Origin of the sequence: Meiothermus sp. CFH 77666 (assembly GCF_017497985.1) — a bacterium.
GTDB lineage: Bacteria > Deinococcota > Deinococci > Deinococcales > Thermaceae > Meiothermus.
In genome coordinates this window covers 151,873-166,442 of record NZ_JAGDFV010000001.1, presented here as the reverse complement: position 1 = coordinate 166,442, position 14,570 = coordinate 151,873, and the positions used below count along the sequence as shown (strand labels likewise).

Below are 14,570 nucleotides of genomic sequence, written 5' to 3'. Positions count from 1 at the left end.
TTTTACGTAATAACGTAATAGCATATTTTTGTGAACCTAGAGGCCCGCTTGAGTCAGATCGAAGCCCGCTTGGCCGCCCTGGAACTAGCCTCGAGAACGCCATCTAACCCATCCGAAGGCGCCTTCTGGGCGCTGGATTACTTACGCCAGACCGCCAGACCGGGCGGCGAGGTGGTGTTTGCGGGACATGCCGAGGTGGCTTCCGGCACCTGGGGGTGGCAATGGGGGCTGCCGGTGGGATCCCTGCTTAGTGTTCCGTGGGCGGAAGTGGCTCCGAGCCTCGCAGCCTTGGCCCACCCTTTGCGCCTGGAGATTCTTCGGGCTGTTCTCAACGGGAAAAGCAGCTCACAAGACCTGCAACACCTGGTAGAAGTTGGCACCACCGGACAGCTTTACCATCATCTAAAAGAGTTGCAAAGCGGAGGATGGCTGAAAGCAGGCAAGCGCGGCAGCTACACCGTGCCCCCGGAGCGAGTCATCCCTTTGCTGGTAATCCTGAGCGCAGCCGGGGGCGAGGCTCTGGCAGCCCAGGTAAAAGAATAAGGAGGTAGCGATGAAACGCTGGATGGCAATAGGAACCCTGCTGCTGGGGCTGGCGCTGTCCCAGGTTACCCTGACCCCAAAGGCGGCCCTCGAGCGCCTCTTCACCCAGCAACCCCCCAGGGCCGAGTGGTTCGCCCCGGTCTTCTTGCAACAGGTGTCGGTGGCCCAGGTCGAGGCCATCCTGGCCCAGCTTTCCGCCAGTCTTGGCAGATACCAGGGGGTAGAACCGGACGGCCCCAACTTCCGGGTGAACTTTGAGCGCGGTGTGGTACCCGCACAAATTTCGCTTGACGCCCAGGGTCGCATCCAGGGGCTTTTCTTCCGCCCACCCCAACCCAGGGGCGGTTTTACGTTAGAGCAGCTGCTGGCCGAGTACCGCAAGCTGCCCGGACAGGTCAGTGTGTTGGTGCTCGAGGGCAGCCAGGAACGTTTCAATCTGAACGCAGATGCCGTACTGGCAGTGGGTTCGACCTTCAAACTGGCGGTGCTGGAAGCCCTGCGTCAGCAGATTGAGGCCGGGCAGCGCCGCTGGAGCGACACTGTACCGCTGCGGCCGGAGTGGAAAAGCCTGCCCAGCGGCACCCTGCAAAACCTGCCCGACGGCACTCCTTTGAGCCTCGAGCAGTACGCCACCCAGATGATCTCCATCTCCGACAACACCGCCACCGACGCCCTGATCGCTACCCTGGGGCGGGCCGAGGTGGAAAAACTCTCCCCCCGCAACCGGCCCTTCCTGACCACCCGCGAGGCCTTTGTGCTCAAGAACCCGCAAAACCGGGAATGGCTCCTGCGCTACCGGGCCAACCCCGCTGCAAGGGCCGCGCTGCTGCCCCAACTGGCCAACCTCCCCCTGCCCGATGTCAGTGTTTTTGCGGGAGGGCCGGTGGCCATAGATGTGGAGTGGTTCTTCAGCACCCGCGAACTGTGTGCACTCATGGGCAAGGTGCAGGCTTTGCCCCTGATGTCGCTCAACCCGGGCCTCGCCAACCCTGCCGACTGGCAGCGCGTGGCCTATAAGGGCGGCTCGGAGCCGGGCGTACTCAACCTGACCACCTGGCTCACTGCCCGGGACGGAAAACAGTACTGCGTCTCGGCCACCTGGAACAACCCGCAGGCGCGGCTCGACGAAAACCAGTTCTTTCTGCTCTACACCAGCCTTTTGAATACCTTGAAGTAGACTGACCCCATGCGTGTGCTGCCCTTTCGTTTTGAAGAAAACACCTTCTGGCTCCTGGATCAGCGCAAGCTCCCCTTTCAAGAGGTCTGGGTACCTTGCAAGAGCGCCCGGGAAACTGCCCAGGCCATCAAGGAAATGGTGGTGCGCGGGGCTCCGGCCATTGGGGTCACGGCGGCCTACGGGATGGTGCTGGCCCATCTGTCGGGTGAAGCCCTCGCCGAGGCCGACGCCGTACTGCGCCAGAGCCGCCCCACCGCGGTCAATCTGTTTTACGCCCTGGATCGAATGAAGCCCTACTGGGGCAGCCTGGAAGCCTCGCTAACGGAAGCCCGGGCCATCTGGGCTGAGGTAGAGGAAACCGAGCGGGCCATCAGCCAGCATGGGGCCCGGGTGCTCAAAGGCCAGGTGCTCACCCACTGCAACACCGGGCCGCTGGCCACCGGCGGGTACGGCACCGCGCTCGGTGCCATTATCGAGGCTCATCGTCAGGGCCGGGTAAGCCATGTCTGGGTGGACGAGACCCGCCCCTATCTGCAAGGGGCCCGCCTGACCGCCTACGAGCTGCAAAAAGCGGGGGTGCCCGCCACCCTGATCAGCGATAACATGGCCGCCTACATGATGGCCCAGGGCCAGGTGGATGCAGTAATCCTCGGCACCGACCGCATGGCCCTGAACGGCGACTTTGCCAACAAGATTGGCACCTACGGTCTGGCCATTCTGGCCCAGTACCACGGAATCCCCTTCTACCCGGCCTTGCCGCTCTCCTCGGTAGACCCCAGGTTGGAAAGCGGCGCTCAAATTCCCATCGAGCAGCGCTCGGCCCAGGAGGTCACGGTCATCCGGGGGCAGCCCATCGCGCCCGAGGGCTTTCCAGCCGCCCATCCGGGCTTTGACGTGACCCCCCATCACCTGATTACCGGCATTGTGACCGAGAAAGGCGTGCTCTACCCCCCTTTCGACGAATCGCTGCGGGCAGCACTGGGCATCGGGTGAAGCATGGCCGTTATGTAGGGTATATGGGGTGAAGCATGGCCTCGCTTTTGGGCTGGTGGGAACAGCTAACCGGCGCAACCTGCCCCGGTTGTGGGCAGCCGCTAGGCCAGCCGGTTTTATGTGCTAACTGCCGGGCTTTATTGGTGCCACGGCATCTCCCCCACTTTGTGTACCTGGGCGATTACAAGCGGTTTGGCCCGCTCGCCAAGGCCCTCAAGTACCAGGGTCGGCGCGAGCTGGCCCTATTTCTGGGCCAGCAAATCGCGCTGGGGATCAAGCAAGCCGAGTGGGGGCTTGATGGCCTGACTGCCGTACCCACCCTGCTACACCGCAAGGTGCTGCGCGGCTACAACCAGGCCGAACTGCTGGCCCAGGCGGTAGCCAAAGAACTGCACATCCCCTACCAGAGCCTGCTCGAGCGCACCACATGGGAACCGTCGCAAACCAGGAAAACCTTGCAGCAGCGCCTCGAGCTCTCCGAGGCCACCTTTCGGGCAACCCGCCGGGTGAAAGGAATCTGGCTGCTGGTAGATGATGTGCTGACCACCGGTACGACCTTTGAGCGGGCCCGCAAGACCTTGCTCGAGGCCGGAGCCGCCAGGGTGTATGGCGCCGCAATTGCGGTGAAAAGCCCACACCACCTGGCCCGGTACTCCGTATAATCTGGGCATAAAGCCCCTTTGAATTCAGGGGTTTTTGATGTGTCGCACCGGCCCCACCAACCCCAAAGGCGGTGGGGCTGTTTGATAAAGGGGGGAACCGATGCTCAGACGACCACGTATTCGCAGGCTCGAGGAACTCCTCCCCTACATCCGCGAAGGCCGCTACCGCATTGGCCCGCACGTGGCCAAGCACATGCTGCAGGAGGGCTTCATCGAGCACGATGTGTTGCAGGCTGTGGAGTGGGGCCGCGAGATGGCCGTTTATCCCGAAGACCAGCGGATGCTGGTGCTGGGCTATATGGTCTTCCCGCCCAACCTCAAGCTACCCTTGCATGTGGTGCTGGAATACCGCGAACCGCGCTGGGTGGATATCGTGACCGCCTTCATCCCCAAGAAGCCCCACCAGGTGTACTCGAGGGCCCGCATGGCTGCCATCCTGCGCTACGATGGCACCTTCGAGGAGGTGCGCTGGGTCAGGCCAAAGTTTCTGACCGCCGAGGACATTCCGCGCTGAGGAGGGGTCTATGGACGATGGACGATAGCCGATAGCAGGGCGCGCGGAGTGGAAGGCAAGAAGTAGGGTCTGGACGCTGAAAACCCACCGCCTACCTCCCATCACCCACCCCCATCTCGTACTTCGCTGAAGGCTGGGCATGAGCCTAAAGTTGATATTAGGCGCAGATTGCAGGCTAGATTCCCAACACCCGACGGGCTGCCTCGGCATCCTGGGCAAGCTGGGCCTTGAGGGCTTCCAGGCTCTCAAATTTCTTTTCGCCGCGCAGCTTGGTGAGAAACTCCACGCTCAATTCCTGACCGTACAAATCGCCCGCAAAGCCAAACAGATGCGCCTCGAAGCGCAACACCTGGCCCGAGACGGTAGGGCGGTAGCCCACGTTAGCCATGCCGCCAAAGCGGCCCTGGGGGGTCTGCACCCGCACGGCGAACACGCCCATCGGCAGAATTTTGAGGGGGGCTACTTCGATATTGGCGGTGGGAAAACCCAACTGCCGCCCGAGTTTGTCACCCTCCTGCACGATGCCCCGGGCGGTGTACGTCCGCCCTAGCAGCAGCTTGGCCTCGTCAACCTCTCCCGCGCGCAGCAGATCGCGGATACGGCTCGACTTGACCGGCCTGCCACCCAGCTCGAGCAGCGGCAGAATCTGGGTGGGCGCTACCGTGTTCAGGTCTTCCAGCCCTCCAGCCCTGGCCTTGCCAAAGCGGAAGTCGGCACCTACATAGATGCGCTGGGCCTCGAGGGCTCGCAGGTCGCCCAGGAAGTCATCCTTACTGCGTTTGGAGAAAGCCTCGGTGAAGGGCACAATCAGGGCGATTTCGACCCCCAGGCCCCGCAAAAGCTCGAGCTTCTCCGACAAATCGGTCAGGAAGCCCTCCCCTCGCATGAAAACCTTGCTGGGGGGGTCGAAGGTGTAGACCAAGAGCGGAATGTGCCGGTTCTTGGCCTCCTGCTGGGCCTGGTGGATCAGGTGCTGGTGCCCGAGGTGCAAACCATCAAAGCTACCAATGGCCACCACCTTGGGGCCGGCGGGTGCGTCGGAGGGGTCGTTAATCAGCAGCATGGTGAAGGGGGTGATGTTACAGCACGCCAAACAATACTACAGGTAGCGGATAAAACTTGTTTTAGAAATCCTGGGTTAATGCCACGAACACAGCTTGAGCTTCGTGCTGGCGTGGGCAAGGCCTGCTTTTTACCCGGAGCCCACAACACCGCCCCCCAAAGCCCTCTCGCTAAGATAAAGCAAAATCCCCGCCATGGCCGAGGCTGATATCTGCACCCTGCCGTCGCGGGCGGCCTGCAAAACCTGCCGGGGGTCGTGCCACTCGATGGTGATTTCTTCGTCGTCATCGGGTTGGGCATAGGCCGCCCGGAGGTGGGTGGCCCGGAAAACGTGGAGTTTTTCATCGCAAAAGCCCGGCGACAGGTAGAAGCCTGTGAGGTACTCGAGGTCGCCGGCCAGCTGCGCCTCCTCGGCCAGCTCACGGCGGGCCGCTTCCTCGGGGGTTTCGCCGGGGTCGATGAGGCCCGCCGGAATCTCCAGGGTCTCGCTGCCAATGGCCGGGCGGTACTGCCGCACGAACAGAATCTGGCCGTCTCGCTCGACCAGCACCGCGACTGCGTGGGCATGTTCGACAATCTCGTAGGGGCCCTCGAGGGCCAGGTTCAGGATGCGGCCTTTGTAAAGGTACTGCCGTTCGGGCATGCCCCCAAGCTAACGGCTTAAGAAACCCAAGTCAAACCACGAAGCAACCTCTGGGGCCAACCGGATACACTAAGGTAACGCCTTCGGAGCCTTGCCATGACCCCCCTAGCCCAGTACGTCGCCGGTTTCCTCTTCACCCCCGACAAAACTCGAGTGGTGCTGATGCGAAAGCACCGGGCCGACCCGGATGCACGGCTATTCAATGGGGTGGGAGGCAAAATCATGCCCGATGAACTGCCCAAAGCCGCCATGTCCAGGGTTTTCAAGGAAGAAACCGGCGTCGGCATCCCTCCCAAAGAATGGATGGCGCTGGCAAGGCTGGAGGGTTATACCTTTCAGGTGTACTTCTAGGTGGCCGTCTCGGAGCTGGCCCTCGAGATCCAGGCCAAGGGCGAGGATGAAGTGGGGATTTTTGCCGTAAACGACCTGTTTGCCGGCCCGGTAGTGCCCAGTGTGCGCTGGCTGGTTCCCCTGGCTTTCGATACCCGCGTGCGCTTTCCGGTCATTTTCGAGGGCACGCCCTAGGGGGAGTAGAGATCCGGGGTTAGAGGTTGGGCTCGGCGAACCCGGAGGCTCCGATACCAACTTTGGCCGTGTAGCCAACTTTCAACCATACCCCGGTTGGGGCTGGGTGGTAGAAGGTAGGCAGGGGGTCTCCATCACCTGTCCCCTACCCCCTGCTCCCTGCTTCACCGTTCCTGCGGTATGTACCTTGCCCAGGCAAAGAGGGTACGAACATTTGGGAATCCCTTCCAGACCCGATACACTATCGCTGGATGAGTGAAGATCGGCTGTTTGAACAGCTCAAGCGCGAAGTGGATTTGTTGGGGCGGGCTCTGGGGAAGGCTATTCGAACGCTTTCGGGCCAGCGTGTTTTTGAACTGGAGGAAGAAGTCCGCGAGCTGACCAAAGCCCTGCGGCAAAGCTACAGCGAAGCCACCCGCCAGCAGCTTCTGAGCATTGTGCGGGGCCTCTCGCTGGCCGAGGCCGAAAACATGATCCGGGCCTTTTCGACCTATTTTCATCTGGTCAATCTGGCCGAAGAACGCCACCGGGTACGGGTTAATCGGGAGCGGGAGAAGAAAAGCACCCCGCAGGCCCCCAGGGGGGAATCGTTTCTGGCCCTGGTCGGGCAGCTCAAACGCCAGGGTCTGAGCTATGAGCAGGCGGTAGATGTGCTCTCGCGGCTACGGCTGCACCTGACCTTCACCGCGCACCCCACCGAGACCCGCCGCCGCACCCAGCGGTATCACATCAGCGAGATTGAAAAGCTTCTGGATGCAGCCGAGCGAGAGGGCCCTGAAGACTCAGCGCAGGAGAACCACGCCGAGGCTCCACCGCTCATTGCTGATGCCAACTCACAGCTTGATGCTCGAGTGGCCCTGCTGTGGGGCACCTCCGAACTGCGCAAATCCCGTCCGAGTGTGGAAGACGAGGTGAAAGGCGGCCTTTTTTACACCACCTATACCCTGTGGCAGGCCATCCCCCGGCTGGTGGATGGGCTGGAGAGTGCCCTGGAGGCCCACTACGGCCTGCGCCCCGACCTTTCGCCTCCATTAGTGTTTCGGAGTTGGATTGGGGGCGACCGGGACGGCAACCCCAATGTGGTGCCAGAGGTCACGAGCTGGGCCCAGAACTACGCCCGCGAAACCGCCCTGCGTAAGTTTGTGGAGGACGTGGACGGCCTGATTCGGGACTTGTCGCTCAGCGAGGAGCGCATCACCATTAGTCGTGAACTGCGGCTGGCCCTGGAAGACCATGCCAGGCGTTTGGCGCTGCCCGAGCGCTTCCAGGGGGAACCCTACCGCCAGTTTGGCATGGGGCTGCGCTACAAGCTGCGGGCCTTGTTGGGCGAGCAAACCGGCCCTGGCTATAGCAGCACCCATGAGTTTATCGGGGATTTACGCAAGGCCGAGGCCAGCCTCAATCAGCTTGGCCTGAAGGAGATTTCCCGAGTCAGCGTGCGCCCCCTGCGGTTGAATGCCGAGGCGTTTGGCCTCGAGCTGGTCAGCCTGGATTTGCGGGAGGAGTCCCGCGCGCTGACCGAAGCCGTAGCCGAACTGCTGAAAACCGCCGGGGTGCACGAGCATTACGTGGGGCTGGAACCGCTGCAAAGGGAGGCCCTGCTGACCCAGGAACTGGCCACCGCCCGGCCCCTGGCGCCGGTGGGCTACCGTCCGCAGACCAAGGCCCTGCAAACCGCCCTGGAAGCCCTGCGCAACTGGCGGGCGCGGGGGGCCCACGTGGTCTCGATGACCCACCACCCCAGCGACCTGCTCGAGGTACTCCTGCTGGCGCGGGAGGTGGGGCTCTACCGCCCTGGGCGGGCCCTGCCATTCGATGTGGTGCCGCTCTTCGAGACCCTGGGCGACCTGGAAAATGCGCCCGAGGTGGTGGCCCGGCTGCTGGACAACCCGGTTTTTATGGCCCATGTGCAGGGCCGGGGGGGCCTCGAGGTCATGATTGGCTACTCCGACTCCAACAAGGACGCAGGCTTTCTGGCCGCCAACTGGGCGCTCTACCGGGCTCAGGAAGCCATTACTGCCACAGCAAAGAGCCGGGGCGTGCAGGTCTACTATTTCCACGGGCGCGGCACCTCCACCGCTCGAGGGGGTGGCACCGCCGGGCGGGCCATTGCCAGCCTGCCGCCCGGCACGGTGGGCAGCCGCATGCGCCTGACCGAGCAGGGCGAGGCCCTGGCCGACCGCTACGCCCACCCCGACCTGGCCTACCGGAACCTCGAGCAGATGCTCTACCACACCGCGCTGGCCTCGGCCCGCGACCTCTACGGGCAGGCCGAGCCCCTCCGCGAAGCGTGGCGCGAGGCCATGACCCGAGCCGCTCGGCGCTCCACCGAGGTCTACCGCGAGTTGCTCCTGCGCCCCGGTTTCTTTGAGTTTTACGAACAGCTCACCCCTATCCGCGAGATTGGCGCCCTGAACATTGCCAGCAGGCCCGTGTATCGCTCGGGGCGGGTACGCGAAATAAAGGACCTGAGGGCCATCCCCTGGGTGATGTCCTGGACGCAGGTGCGACTTTTGATTCCCGGCTGGTACGGCCTGGCCGAAGGGCTGGAAGAAATTCCGCTCAGCTTGCGGCGGGAAATGTTTGCGCAGTGGCCCTTCTTTGCCACCACCCTGGATAGCGCGGCCATTGCCCTGGCCAAGGCCGACCTGGGGATTGCCCGGGAGTATCTGCGCCTGGTAGAACCTTCTCTGGCAGAGCGCTTTTTTCCGAGTATTGCCCGTGCCTTCGAGAAAACCAGGGCCATTCTGGAAGAAACTTTTCAGAACACCCTGCTTTTCAACCACCCCGTGCTGGCCCGCCAGACCGAGCTACGCAACCCTTATGTGGACCCCATCTCGCTGGTTCAGGTGGAGTTGCTCGAGCGCTACCGCCGCACCCCCCCCGAGGCCCCCGAGCGCAAGGGGCTCGAGCGGGCTTTGATGCTCTCCTTGCTGGGTATTGCGGCAGGTCTGCGTAACGCAGGATAGCTCCCTCAAGCACAGCAGGTTTTGCAAGGTTTGTAGCCAGCCTCCACAGCCTCTCGATGTGAGGAAAACTCAATGCATCTTTCCGAGTCGAGAAAATACACCGCCCAACGACACGTTGGTTTATGAAAGGTAGCGCGAAACCTGCTGGCTACGTATAACGTGCTGAATCCCAAGCGCTCAAGTTCCCCTCGAAGGCGCTGTATCTCCTCTTTGAGCTCAGCAATTCTGTTTTCAATCTCCAACAAAGGAAAACTACAACGTGGGCATCGCAAGCTGTCCCGAGAACATCCGTGGCGTTCAACGATTTACGCCCCTAGCAATCTACGAAACCTCGTTTGGGTAAAACTGGCGGTGATATCCAGAAGAGAGGCATGGTGCAGAACCGGGACTTTGTCCAGTTTGCCGCTAACCTGGGTTTGCCTACATTTTCTCCTCGGATGAACCAAAGACTTAACAGTCTCCGGCCAGGGTAACCCTTGCTTACCCCATACAATAAAGGCCGGTATGGTCGAGGTGCACGCACGCTCCGTAACCTTTCATCCCCCGGCCCAGGCGAAATTTCTGGTCGGTGACTTTACCGACTGGGACAGAAGGCCAATTCCCATTGGGGGGCCGCTCACCCTCGAGTTCCCCGCCGGGGCCTATATCGAGTATGCCTTTTTAGACGCTAACCGCGAGCCCTTCCCCGACCCCGATAACCCTCACAAGGCCCAGAACCCCTGGTGGAGCTACCCCAGGGCCATCGAACTGCCAGGCTTTCACTACACCCCGCCGCACCAACCCTCCCGCCCGGTGAACGTGCACCGCCATCGGCTGGAGTCGAAGGCTTTTGGCACTACCCGCCGCTACTATGTGTTCAACCCCCAGGAACCGGCCCAGGCCACCCTGTATGTGCACGACGGGGTGGCCTACTACCGCACTGCCAGGCTGGCCGAGGTGGCCCAGGGGCTTTTGGAGCTGGACGAAATCCGGCCGGTGCGAATTGTTTTTATCGAGCCCGAGGATCGCCGCCGCGAATACTGGTTTAGCATCACCTACGAGCAGCACGTGCTGAACGAGATTATCCCGGCGGTGGAGTCGCACTACGGCCCCACCCCGGAGAGGGGCCTGATGGGCGCCAGCCTGGGGGGGCTGGTCTCGAGCTGGCTGGCGCTGCGCCACCCACAGGTGTTCCAGAAGGTCGCCACCCAGTCGGCCTGCCTGACCGCCTCGCCCGAGGGGGGCGATTCCTACAACGACCCTGAGTGGCTCACTGAACAGTACCTGGACTCTCAAACCCTGCCGCTACGGTTTTATTGCGAGACCGGCCAGATTGAGTGGCTGCTGGCCCCCAACCGCCGCTTTGCCGCCATGCTGGCCGACAAGGGCTACCCGCACGCTTACCTCGAGCGCCCCTCCGGCCACAACTGGATGACCTGGCGGCAGGGGCTGGCCCCGGCCCTGTTGTACCTGTTCGGAAACTAAAACCAGATGATAGGCTTTAGGTTATGGAGTTTGGTTCGGCTTTTGTAGCCATTCTGATCATTGTGGCCCTCGAGGCCGTTTTATCGGTAGACAACGCCATGGTGCTGGCCGTGATGGTGCGGCCCCTGCCGGAGCACCTGCGCTCGAGGGCGCTCTTGTACGGCATTATTGGCGCTTACGTGCTGCGCGGGCTGGCCTTGCTGTTTGCCACCATCATCATCCAGATCTGGTGGATTCAGCTCCTGGGGGGGCTTTACCTGGTGTATCTGGCGGTCAATCACATCTTCCGGCGTAAGACCCACAGCGAGGCCGACCACGCCAGCGTGCAGCAGGCCGCTGCTGCCAGTTTCTGGCGCATCGTAGTCATGATAAACGTGGTAGACCTGGCCTTTGCGGTGGACTCGGTGCTGGTGGTGATTGCCTTCAGCCGGGAGTTCTGGGTGATCTTTGCCGGTGTGGCTATTGGGATTCTCTTGATCCGGCTGGCTGCAGGCATTATGGTGACCATCATCGAGCGGTATCCGCGGCTCGAGACCGTGGCCTATGCGGTGGTGGGCTGGGCCGGGCTCAAGCTGATGCTCGAGGGCTGGGGCCACGGCAGCGAGGTCTGGCTGCACCGCCCCGAGCTGGCGCTTCATCTGCCCCAGGCTTTCTTCCTCAGCGTAACGCTGGCCATTCTGGTGCTGGGAACCCTCTGGGCCTTTCGCCGCTCTTCGCAATCCTGAGCCATGCCCAAAAACTGGGACGCCTACTACCTGCACCAGCCTCCGTTCAGCCATCCGGCCCAGGTAGTGGCAGCCTATGCGCACCGGCTTCCCGCAGGCTTGGTGCTCGACCTGGCCGGGGGCACCGGGCGCAACGCCTTCTTTCTGGCCAGGCGGGGTCATCCGGTGATTTTGCTCGAGCGGAACCGGGTAGCGCTGGCGTTTGTGCAGGCAGAAGCCCTGCGGCAAGGTTTGCCGATCTGGGCGCTCGAGGCCGACCTCGAGGCCCCTGACCCCAGCCTGCCCCCTGGCCCCTTTGCGGGCATTATCAAGTCGTACTTTTTGCACCGTCCCTTATTGGCCCACCTGGCCGAGCGGCTGATGCCGGGGGGGTTGGTGCTGCTCGAGGGCTTTACCGTGCAGGAAGCGGCCCGCCGGGGCAGCCAGGCTGCACACTACTGGCAAGGAGACGAGCTCTTGCACCCGCCCCCCGGCCTGCATCTGCGGGCCTGGGCCGAGGGGTGGATGGAAGCTCATCACCGCACCTGGGCGGTCTGGGAGAAGCCAGCCTGAAGCCCTCCCCCCGAAAATCGTAGTCTCATGCGCTTTTCATCCAGCTAAGAGTGCTACTCTACGGGCTGGTTGGGGAGTAGCCACCCTCCGGGGTTGATTAATCGTCAGTACGAAGCATTGGCTTCCGGTTAGTCTGGGCGCATTGCCTTGGTGAGACCACCACGACACGAGCATGCCGTGGTGGTTTTGTGTTGTTACACCTAGCCACGGCTCTGAGGTGCCCATGGAACAACTTGGACAAGCGCTGATCGTTATCGGAATCCTGATTGTGCTGGAGGCGGTACTTTCCGCCGACAACGCCATGGTGCTGGGGGTAATGGTGAAGCAACTACCCCCTCCCTGGCGGCAAAAGGCTCTTTTTTACGGTATCGCCGGGGCCTACATTCTGCGCGGCCTGGCCCTGGTTTTTGCGGTGTATCTGATTCAGTTCTGGTGGATTCAGGCTTTGGGGGCCGTTTACCTGCTCTACATCGCTATCCGGCACTTCAGCAAGCCAAGACCCAAAGAGGAAGCCCGCCCAGACGCCTTACAAACGCTCAAGACCGTAACCCCACGCCAGTTCTGGACCATTGTGGCCCAGATCGAGCTGGCCGACCTGGCCTTTGCGGTGGACTCGGTACTGGTTGCGGTGGCCCTTTCGGACAACATCTGGATTATTTTCACCGGCGTATTTATCGGCATCCTGGCCCTGCGCTTTGTGGCGGTACTGTTTGTGGGTTTGCTGGAAAAATACCCCCGCTTCGAGACGGTGGCCTTTGCGGTGGTGGGCTTTGCCGGGGTCAAGCTGGCCATTGGGGGCTGGGACAAGTTCGCCAAGGAAGTCCTGAGCCGCCCCGAGTGGGTCACGGGCATAGACAAAACCCAGTTCTCGCTCTTTATTCTGGCCGTGCTGGTACTGGGTACCATCTGGGCCATGAGCCAGAAACCCAAAGCCAAAGCAATGGAAAACAAGCCCTCTGAGGCGTGAGCCTGGGCGCTTTTTTTCTCCTCGCACCCCTCTAAATCTGGTAAGGTTGTGCCGATGACTGTTGTGCTGGCAATCCTGGCCTACCTGATCGGCTCGCTGCCCCTGGGGTACTGGGTCATCCGCCGCCTGACCGGGCAGGATCCGCGCCTGGCCTCGGCCTATAACCTGGGCCTCGAGAACACCCTCAAGCTCCTGGGCACCGGCCCGGCACTGCTGGCCTGGGGCCTGGATTTCTTCAAGGGGCTTCTGGCGGTATGGATGGGGGGGCAGTTTGGCTTGTCCTGGGCGGTCGTTTTTGCGCTGCTGGTTTACCTGGGGCACCTCTACCCTCCTCGGTTTCTGGCCGAGGGAGCGCTGTTGCGCGGGCGGGGTGCAGGGGTGCTGGTAGGGGTTGTGTTGGGGCTCTACCTGAGCGGCCTTTCTTACCTGCTAACCCTGGCGGTGCTGCTGGTAGCGGTGGTGGGCCTGTTCTTGAGCCGCTACGCTTCCCTGGCAGCCATGTACATCCCGGCTACGCTGGCGCTGGTGCTCACCTTCGAGCCCGTTTCGGGCTGGGCCAAGCTGGCGGCCTGGGTTTTGCTATTCGTAACCCTGTGGCGCTACAAGGAAAACATCGGGCGAATGCTCGAGGGCACCGAGCCGCGCCTGGGCGAGCCGCTGCCGCTACCTACCGACAAGACGGTGGTCTGCGCCTTTATGATTCATCCGCTCACGGTGGAAGACCTATTTCAGAGCCCCCGCTTCCGCTGGGCCAAACCCCTGGTCGAGCGGGGCCTGATTCGCCAGAGCCTGGTTGAAAACCTGGCCGAGGCCATCCGACCCATGAAGGTGGGCGAGTTGCGCGGGGTGAAAACCACCGATGGCCGCGAGATTCGCTGTCACCTGCTCTCGGCCCCGTTGCTGCCGCAGCAGATTACCAGCAAACCCGAACTCGCCACCCAGCGAGCCATTCAGGGAGCCCGGCTGGCCAAGGAGCTCGGTTGCACGGTGGTGGGGCTGGGCGCTTTCTGGAGTGTGGTCGGCGAGAAAGGAAAAATCGTGCAGGAAGCCGTGCCCGAAATTCAGGTCACCAACGGCGGGGCCTACACCGCCGGTACCGTCAAGGCCGCCATCCCCGGCATTCTGGCCCACTTCGAGCAGACCGGGCGCAAGCTCAAACAGGCCACCGCCGCCGTGGTGGGGGCCAATGGCGTGGTGGCCTTCGGCATTGCCCGGCAGATTGCCCCGCTGGTGGGCAGGCTTATCCTGGTGGGGCGCAACCTGGAGCGCCTGGAAAAGAGTGCTGCAACGCTCAAGCAAAATTTGGAGCGCAAGGGCCAGCCGGTGCCGGAAATACTCACCACCCTGGACATTGCCGCCATCAAAGAAGCGGACTTGATTTTTACCGCCACTTCCGACCCCTCGGCCATCATCTTTCCCGAGCACATCAAGCCCGGCGCCTGGATCTACGATGAGGGGGTACCCCCCGACGTGGACGATTCGGTCAGGCAGGTGCCGGGGGTGCGGGTGATTCCGGGAGGGGTGGTGCGGCCTCCGGGGCCCATGACCGGCAACCTCGACCTGCACTTTGGCGAGGGGGCCGTACCGGCCTGCCTGGCCGAGACCATGATTCTGGCCGCCGAAGGCGCCTACGAGCGCAAGAGCCTGGGCGGAGAGACCAAAAGCGAGAACATTCAGTTCTTCGTCGAGCGGGCCGAGGCGCTGGGGTTCAGGGTGGTGGATTGAATTTTCCAGGTGCAAAGAGCGCAGGCAGGGGCCAACGGTTAGAGTAAAA

15 protein-coding genes are annotated in these 14,570 nt (G+C 62.3%); 13 read left to right on the top strand and 2 right to left on the bottom strand.

What is annotated here, in order from left to right:
* Positions 1-30 precede the first annotated feature (30 nt).
* From J3L12_RS17040 to J3L12_RS00725, 5 genes are all read left to right on the top strand, one after another.
* On the top strand, positions 31-543 hold the full coding sequence (locus tag J3L12_RS17040) for a helix-turn-helix domain-containing protein (protein ID WP_208013122.1): 513 nt from the start codon (positions 31-33) through the stop codon (positions 541-543).
* Between the two features lie 10 nt (positions 544-553).
* Positions 554-1,720 (top strand): serine hydrolase, encoded by a 1,167-nt coding sequence (locus J3L12_RS00740; protein ID WP_208013121.1) that lies wholly within the window; start codon positions 554-556, stop codon positions 1,718-1,720.
* 9 nt (positions 1,721-1,729) lie between these two features.
* A complete protein-coding gene (gene mtnA, locus J3L12_RS00735) occupies positions 1,730-2,713 on the top strand; it encodes an S-methyl-5-thioribose-1-phosphate isomerase (protein ID WP_208013120.1) in 984 nt (327 codons plus the stop codon).
* Positions 2,714-2,748: 35 nt separating this feature from the next.
* Positions 2,749-3,375, top strand: a complete 627-nt coding sequence (locus J3L12_RS00730) for a phosphoribosyltransferase family protein (protein WP_208013119.1) — start codon at positions 2,749-2,751, stop codon at positions 3,373-3,375.
* A gap of 100 nt (positions 3,376-3,475) precedes the next feature.
* On the top strand, positions 3,476-3,889 hold the full coding sequence (locus tag J3L12_RS00725; protein ID WP_208013118.1) for a DUF4258 domain-containing protein: 414 nt from the start codon (positions 3,476-3,478) through the stop codon (positions 3,887-3,889).
* Positions 3,890-4,064: 175 nt separating this feature from the next.
* Here the strand turns inward: J3L12_RS00725 and ribF are convergent, their stop codons facing one another.
* Both ribF and J3L12_RS00715 read right to left on the bottom strand, forming a co-directional pair.
* Positions 4,065-4,952: a riboflavin biosynthesis protein RibF gene (ribF, locus tag J3L12_RS00720; RefSeq protein ID WP_208013276.1), complete on the bottom strand. Its 888-nt coding sequence runs from the start codon at positions 4,950-4,952 to the stop codon at positions 4,065-4,067.
* A gap of 129 nt (positions 4,953-5,081) precedes the next feature.
* On the bottom strand, positions 5,082-5,594 hold the full coding sequence (locus tag J3L12_RS00715) for an NUDIX hydrolase (RefSeq protein ID WP_208013117.1): 513 nt from the start codon (positions 5,592-5,594) through the stop codon (positions 5,082-5,084).
* A 96-nt stretch (positions 5,595-5,690) separates the two neighbouring features.
* Between J3L12_RS00715 and J3L12_RS00710 the strand changes: the two genes are divergently transcribed.
* The 8 genes from J3L12_RS00710 (at position 5,691) to J3L12_RS00675 (ending at position 14,521) form a co-directional block, all read left to right on the top strand.
* Positions 5,691-5,945, top strand: coding sequence for an NUDIX domain-containing protein (locus J3L12_RS00710; RefSeq protein WP_208013116.1), 255 nt, complete (start codon positions 5,691-5,693; stop codon positions 5,943-5,945).
* Positions 5,946-6,119 carry a hypothetical protein gene (locus J3L12_RS00705; RefSeq protein ID WP_208013115.1) on the top strand — a complete coding sequence of 58 codons (174 nt, stop codon included), beginning with the start codon at positions 5,946-5,948 and terminating at the stop codon, positions 6,117-6,119.
* Between the two features lie 251 nt (positions 6,120-6,370).
* On the top strand, positions 6,371-9,088 hold the full coding sequence (locus tag J3L12_RS00700; RefSeq protein ID WP_208013114.1) for a phosphoenolpyruvate carboxylase: 2,718 nt from the start codon (positions 6,371-6,373) through the stop codon (positions 9,086-9,088).
* Between the two features lie 504 nt (positions 9,089-9,592).
* A complete protein-coding gene (locus J3L12_RS00695; RefSeq protein ID WP_208013113.1) occupies positions 9,593-10,552 on the top strand; it encodes an alpha/beta hydrolase-fold protein in 960 nt (319 codons plus the stop codon).
* Positions 10,553-10,575: 23 nt separating this feature from the next.
* Entirely contained in the window at positions 10,576-11,277 is a 702-nt protein-coding gene (locus tag J3L12_RS00690; RefSeq protein ID WP_208013112.1) for a DUF475 domain-containing protein, read from the top strand.
* 3 nt (positions 11,278-11,280) lie between these two features.
* Positions 11,281-11,829 (top strand): class I SAM-dependent methyltransferase, encoded by a 549-nt coding sequence (locus J3L12_RS00685; protein ID WP_208013111.1) that lies wholly within the window; start codon positions 11,281-11,283, stop codon positions 11,827-11,829.
* A gap of 223 nt (positions 11,830-12,052) precedes the next feature.
* Complete coding sequence (locus J3L12_RS00680) at positions 12,053-12,796, top strand: TerC family protein (protein WP_208013110.1); 744 nt, start codon at positions 12,053-12,055, stop codon at positions 12,794-12,796.
* A gap of 54 nt (positions 12,797-12,850) precedes the next feature.
* Positions 12,851-14,521, top strand: a complete 1,671-nt coding sequence (locus tag J3L12_RS00675; protein WP_208013109.1) for a glycerol-3-phosphate acyltransferase — start codon at positions 12,851-12,853, stop codon at positions 14,519-14,521.
* The last annotated feature ends 49 nt before the right edge of the window (positions 14,522-14,570 follow it).

Coding starts and splice junctions, on each gene's coding strand:
- J3L12_RS00740 (WP_208013121.1), top strand. CDS start 554: ATGAAACGCTGGATGGCAATAGGAACCCTGCTGCTGGGGCTGGCGCTG.
- mtnA (WP_208013120.1), top strand. CDS start 1,730: ATGCGTGTGCTGCCCTTTCGTTTTGAAGAAAACACCTTCTGGCTCCTG.
- J3L12_RS00730 (WP_208013119.1), top strand. CDS start 2,749: ATGGCCTCGCTTTTGGGCTGGTGGGAACAGCTAACCGGCGCAACCTGC.
- J3L12_RS00725 (WP_208013118.1), top strand. CDS start 3,476: ATGCTCAGACGACCACGTATTCGCAGGCTCGAGGAACTCCTCCCCTAC.
- ribF (WP_208013276.1), bottom strand. CDS start 4,952: ATGCTGCTGATTAACGACCCCTCCGACGCACCCGCCGGCCCCAAGGTG.
- J3L12_RS00715 (WP_208013117.1), bottom strand. CDS start 5,594: ATGCCCGAACGGCAGTACCTTTACAAAGGCCGCATCCTGAACCTGGCC.
- J3L12_RS00710 (WP_208013116.1), top strand. CDS start 5,691: ATGACCCCCCTAGCCCAGTACGTCGCCGGTTTCCTCTTCACCCCCGAC.
- J3L12_RS00700 (WP_208013114.1), top strand. CDS start 6,371: ATGAGTGAAGATCGGCTGTTTGAACAGCTCAAGCGCGAAGTGGATTTG.
- J3L12_RS00695 (WP_208013113.1), top strand. CDS start 9,593: ATGGTCGAGGTGCACGCACGCTCCGTAACCTTTCATCCCCCGGCCCAG.
- J3L12_RS00690 (WP_208013112.1), top strand. CDS start 10,576: ATGGAGTTTGGTTCGGCTTTTGTAGCCATTCTGATCATTGTGGCCCTC.
- J3L12_RS00685 (WP_208013111.1), top strand. CDS start 11,281: ATGCCCAAAAACTGGGACGCCTACTACCTGCACCAGCCTCCGTTCAGC.
- J3L12_RS00680 (WP_208013110.1), top strand. CDS start 12,053: ATGGAACAACTTGGACAAGCGCTGATCGTTATCGGAATCCTGATTGTG.
- J3L12_RS00675 (WP_208013109.1), top strand. CDS start 12,851: ATGACTGTTGTGCTGGCAATCCTGGCCTACCTGATCGGCTCGCTGCCC.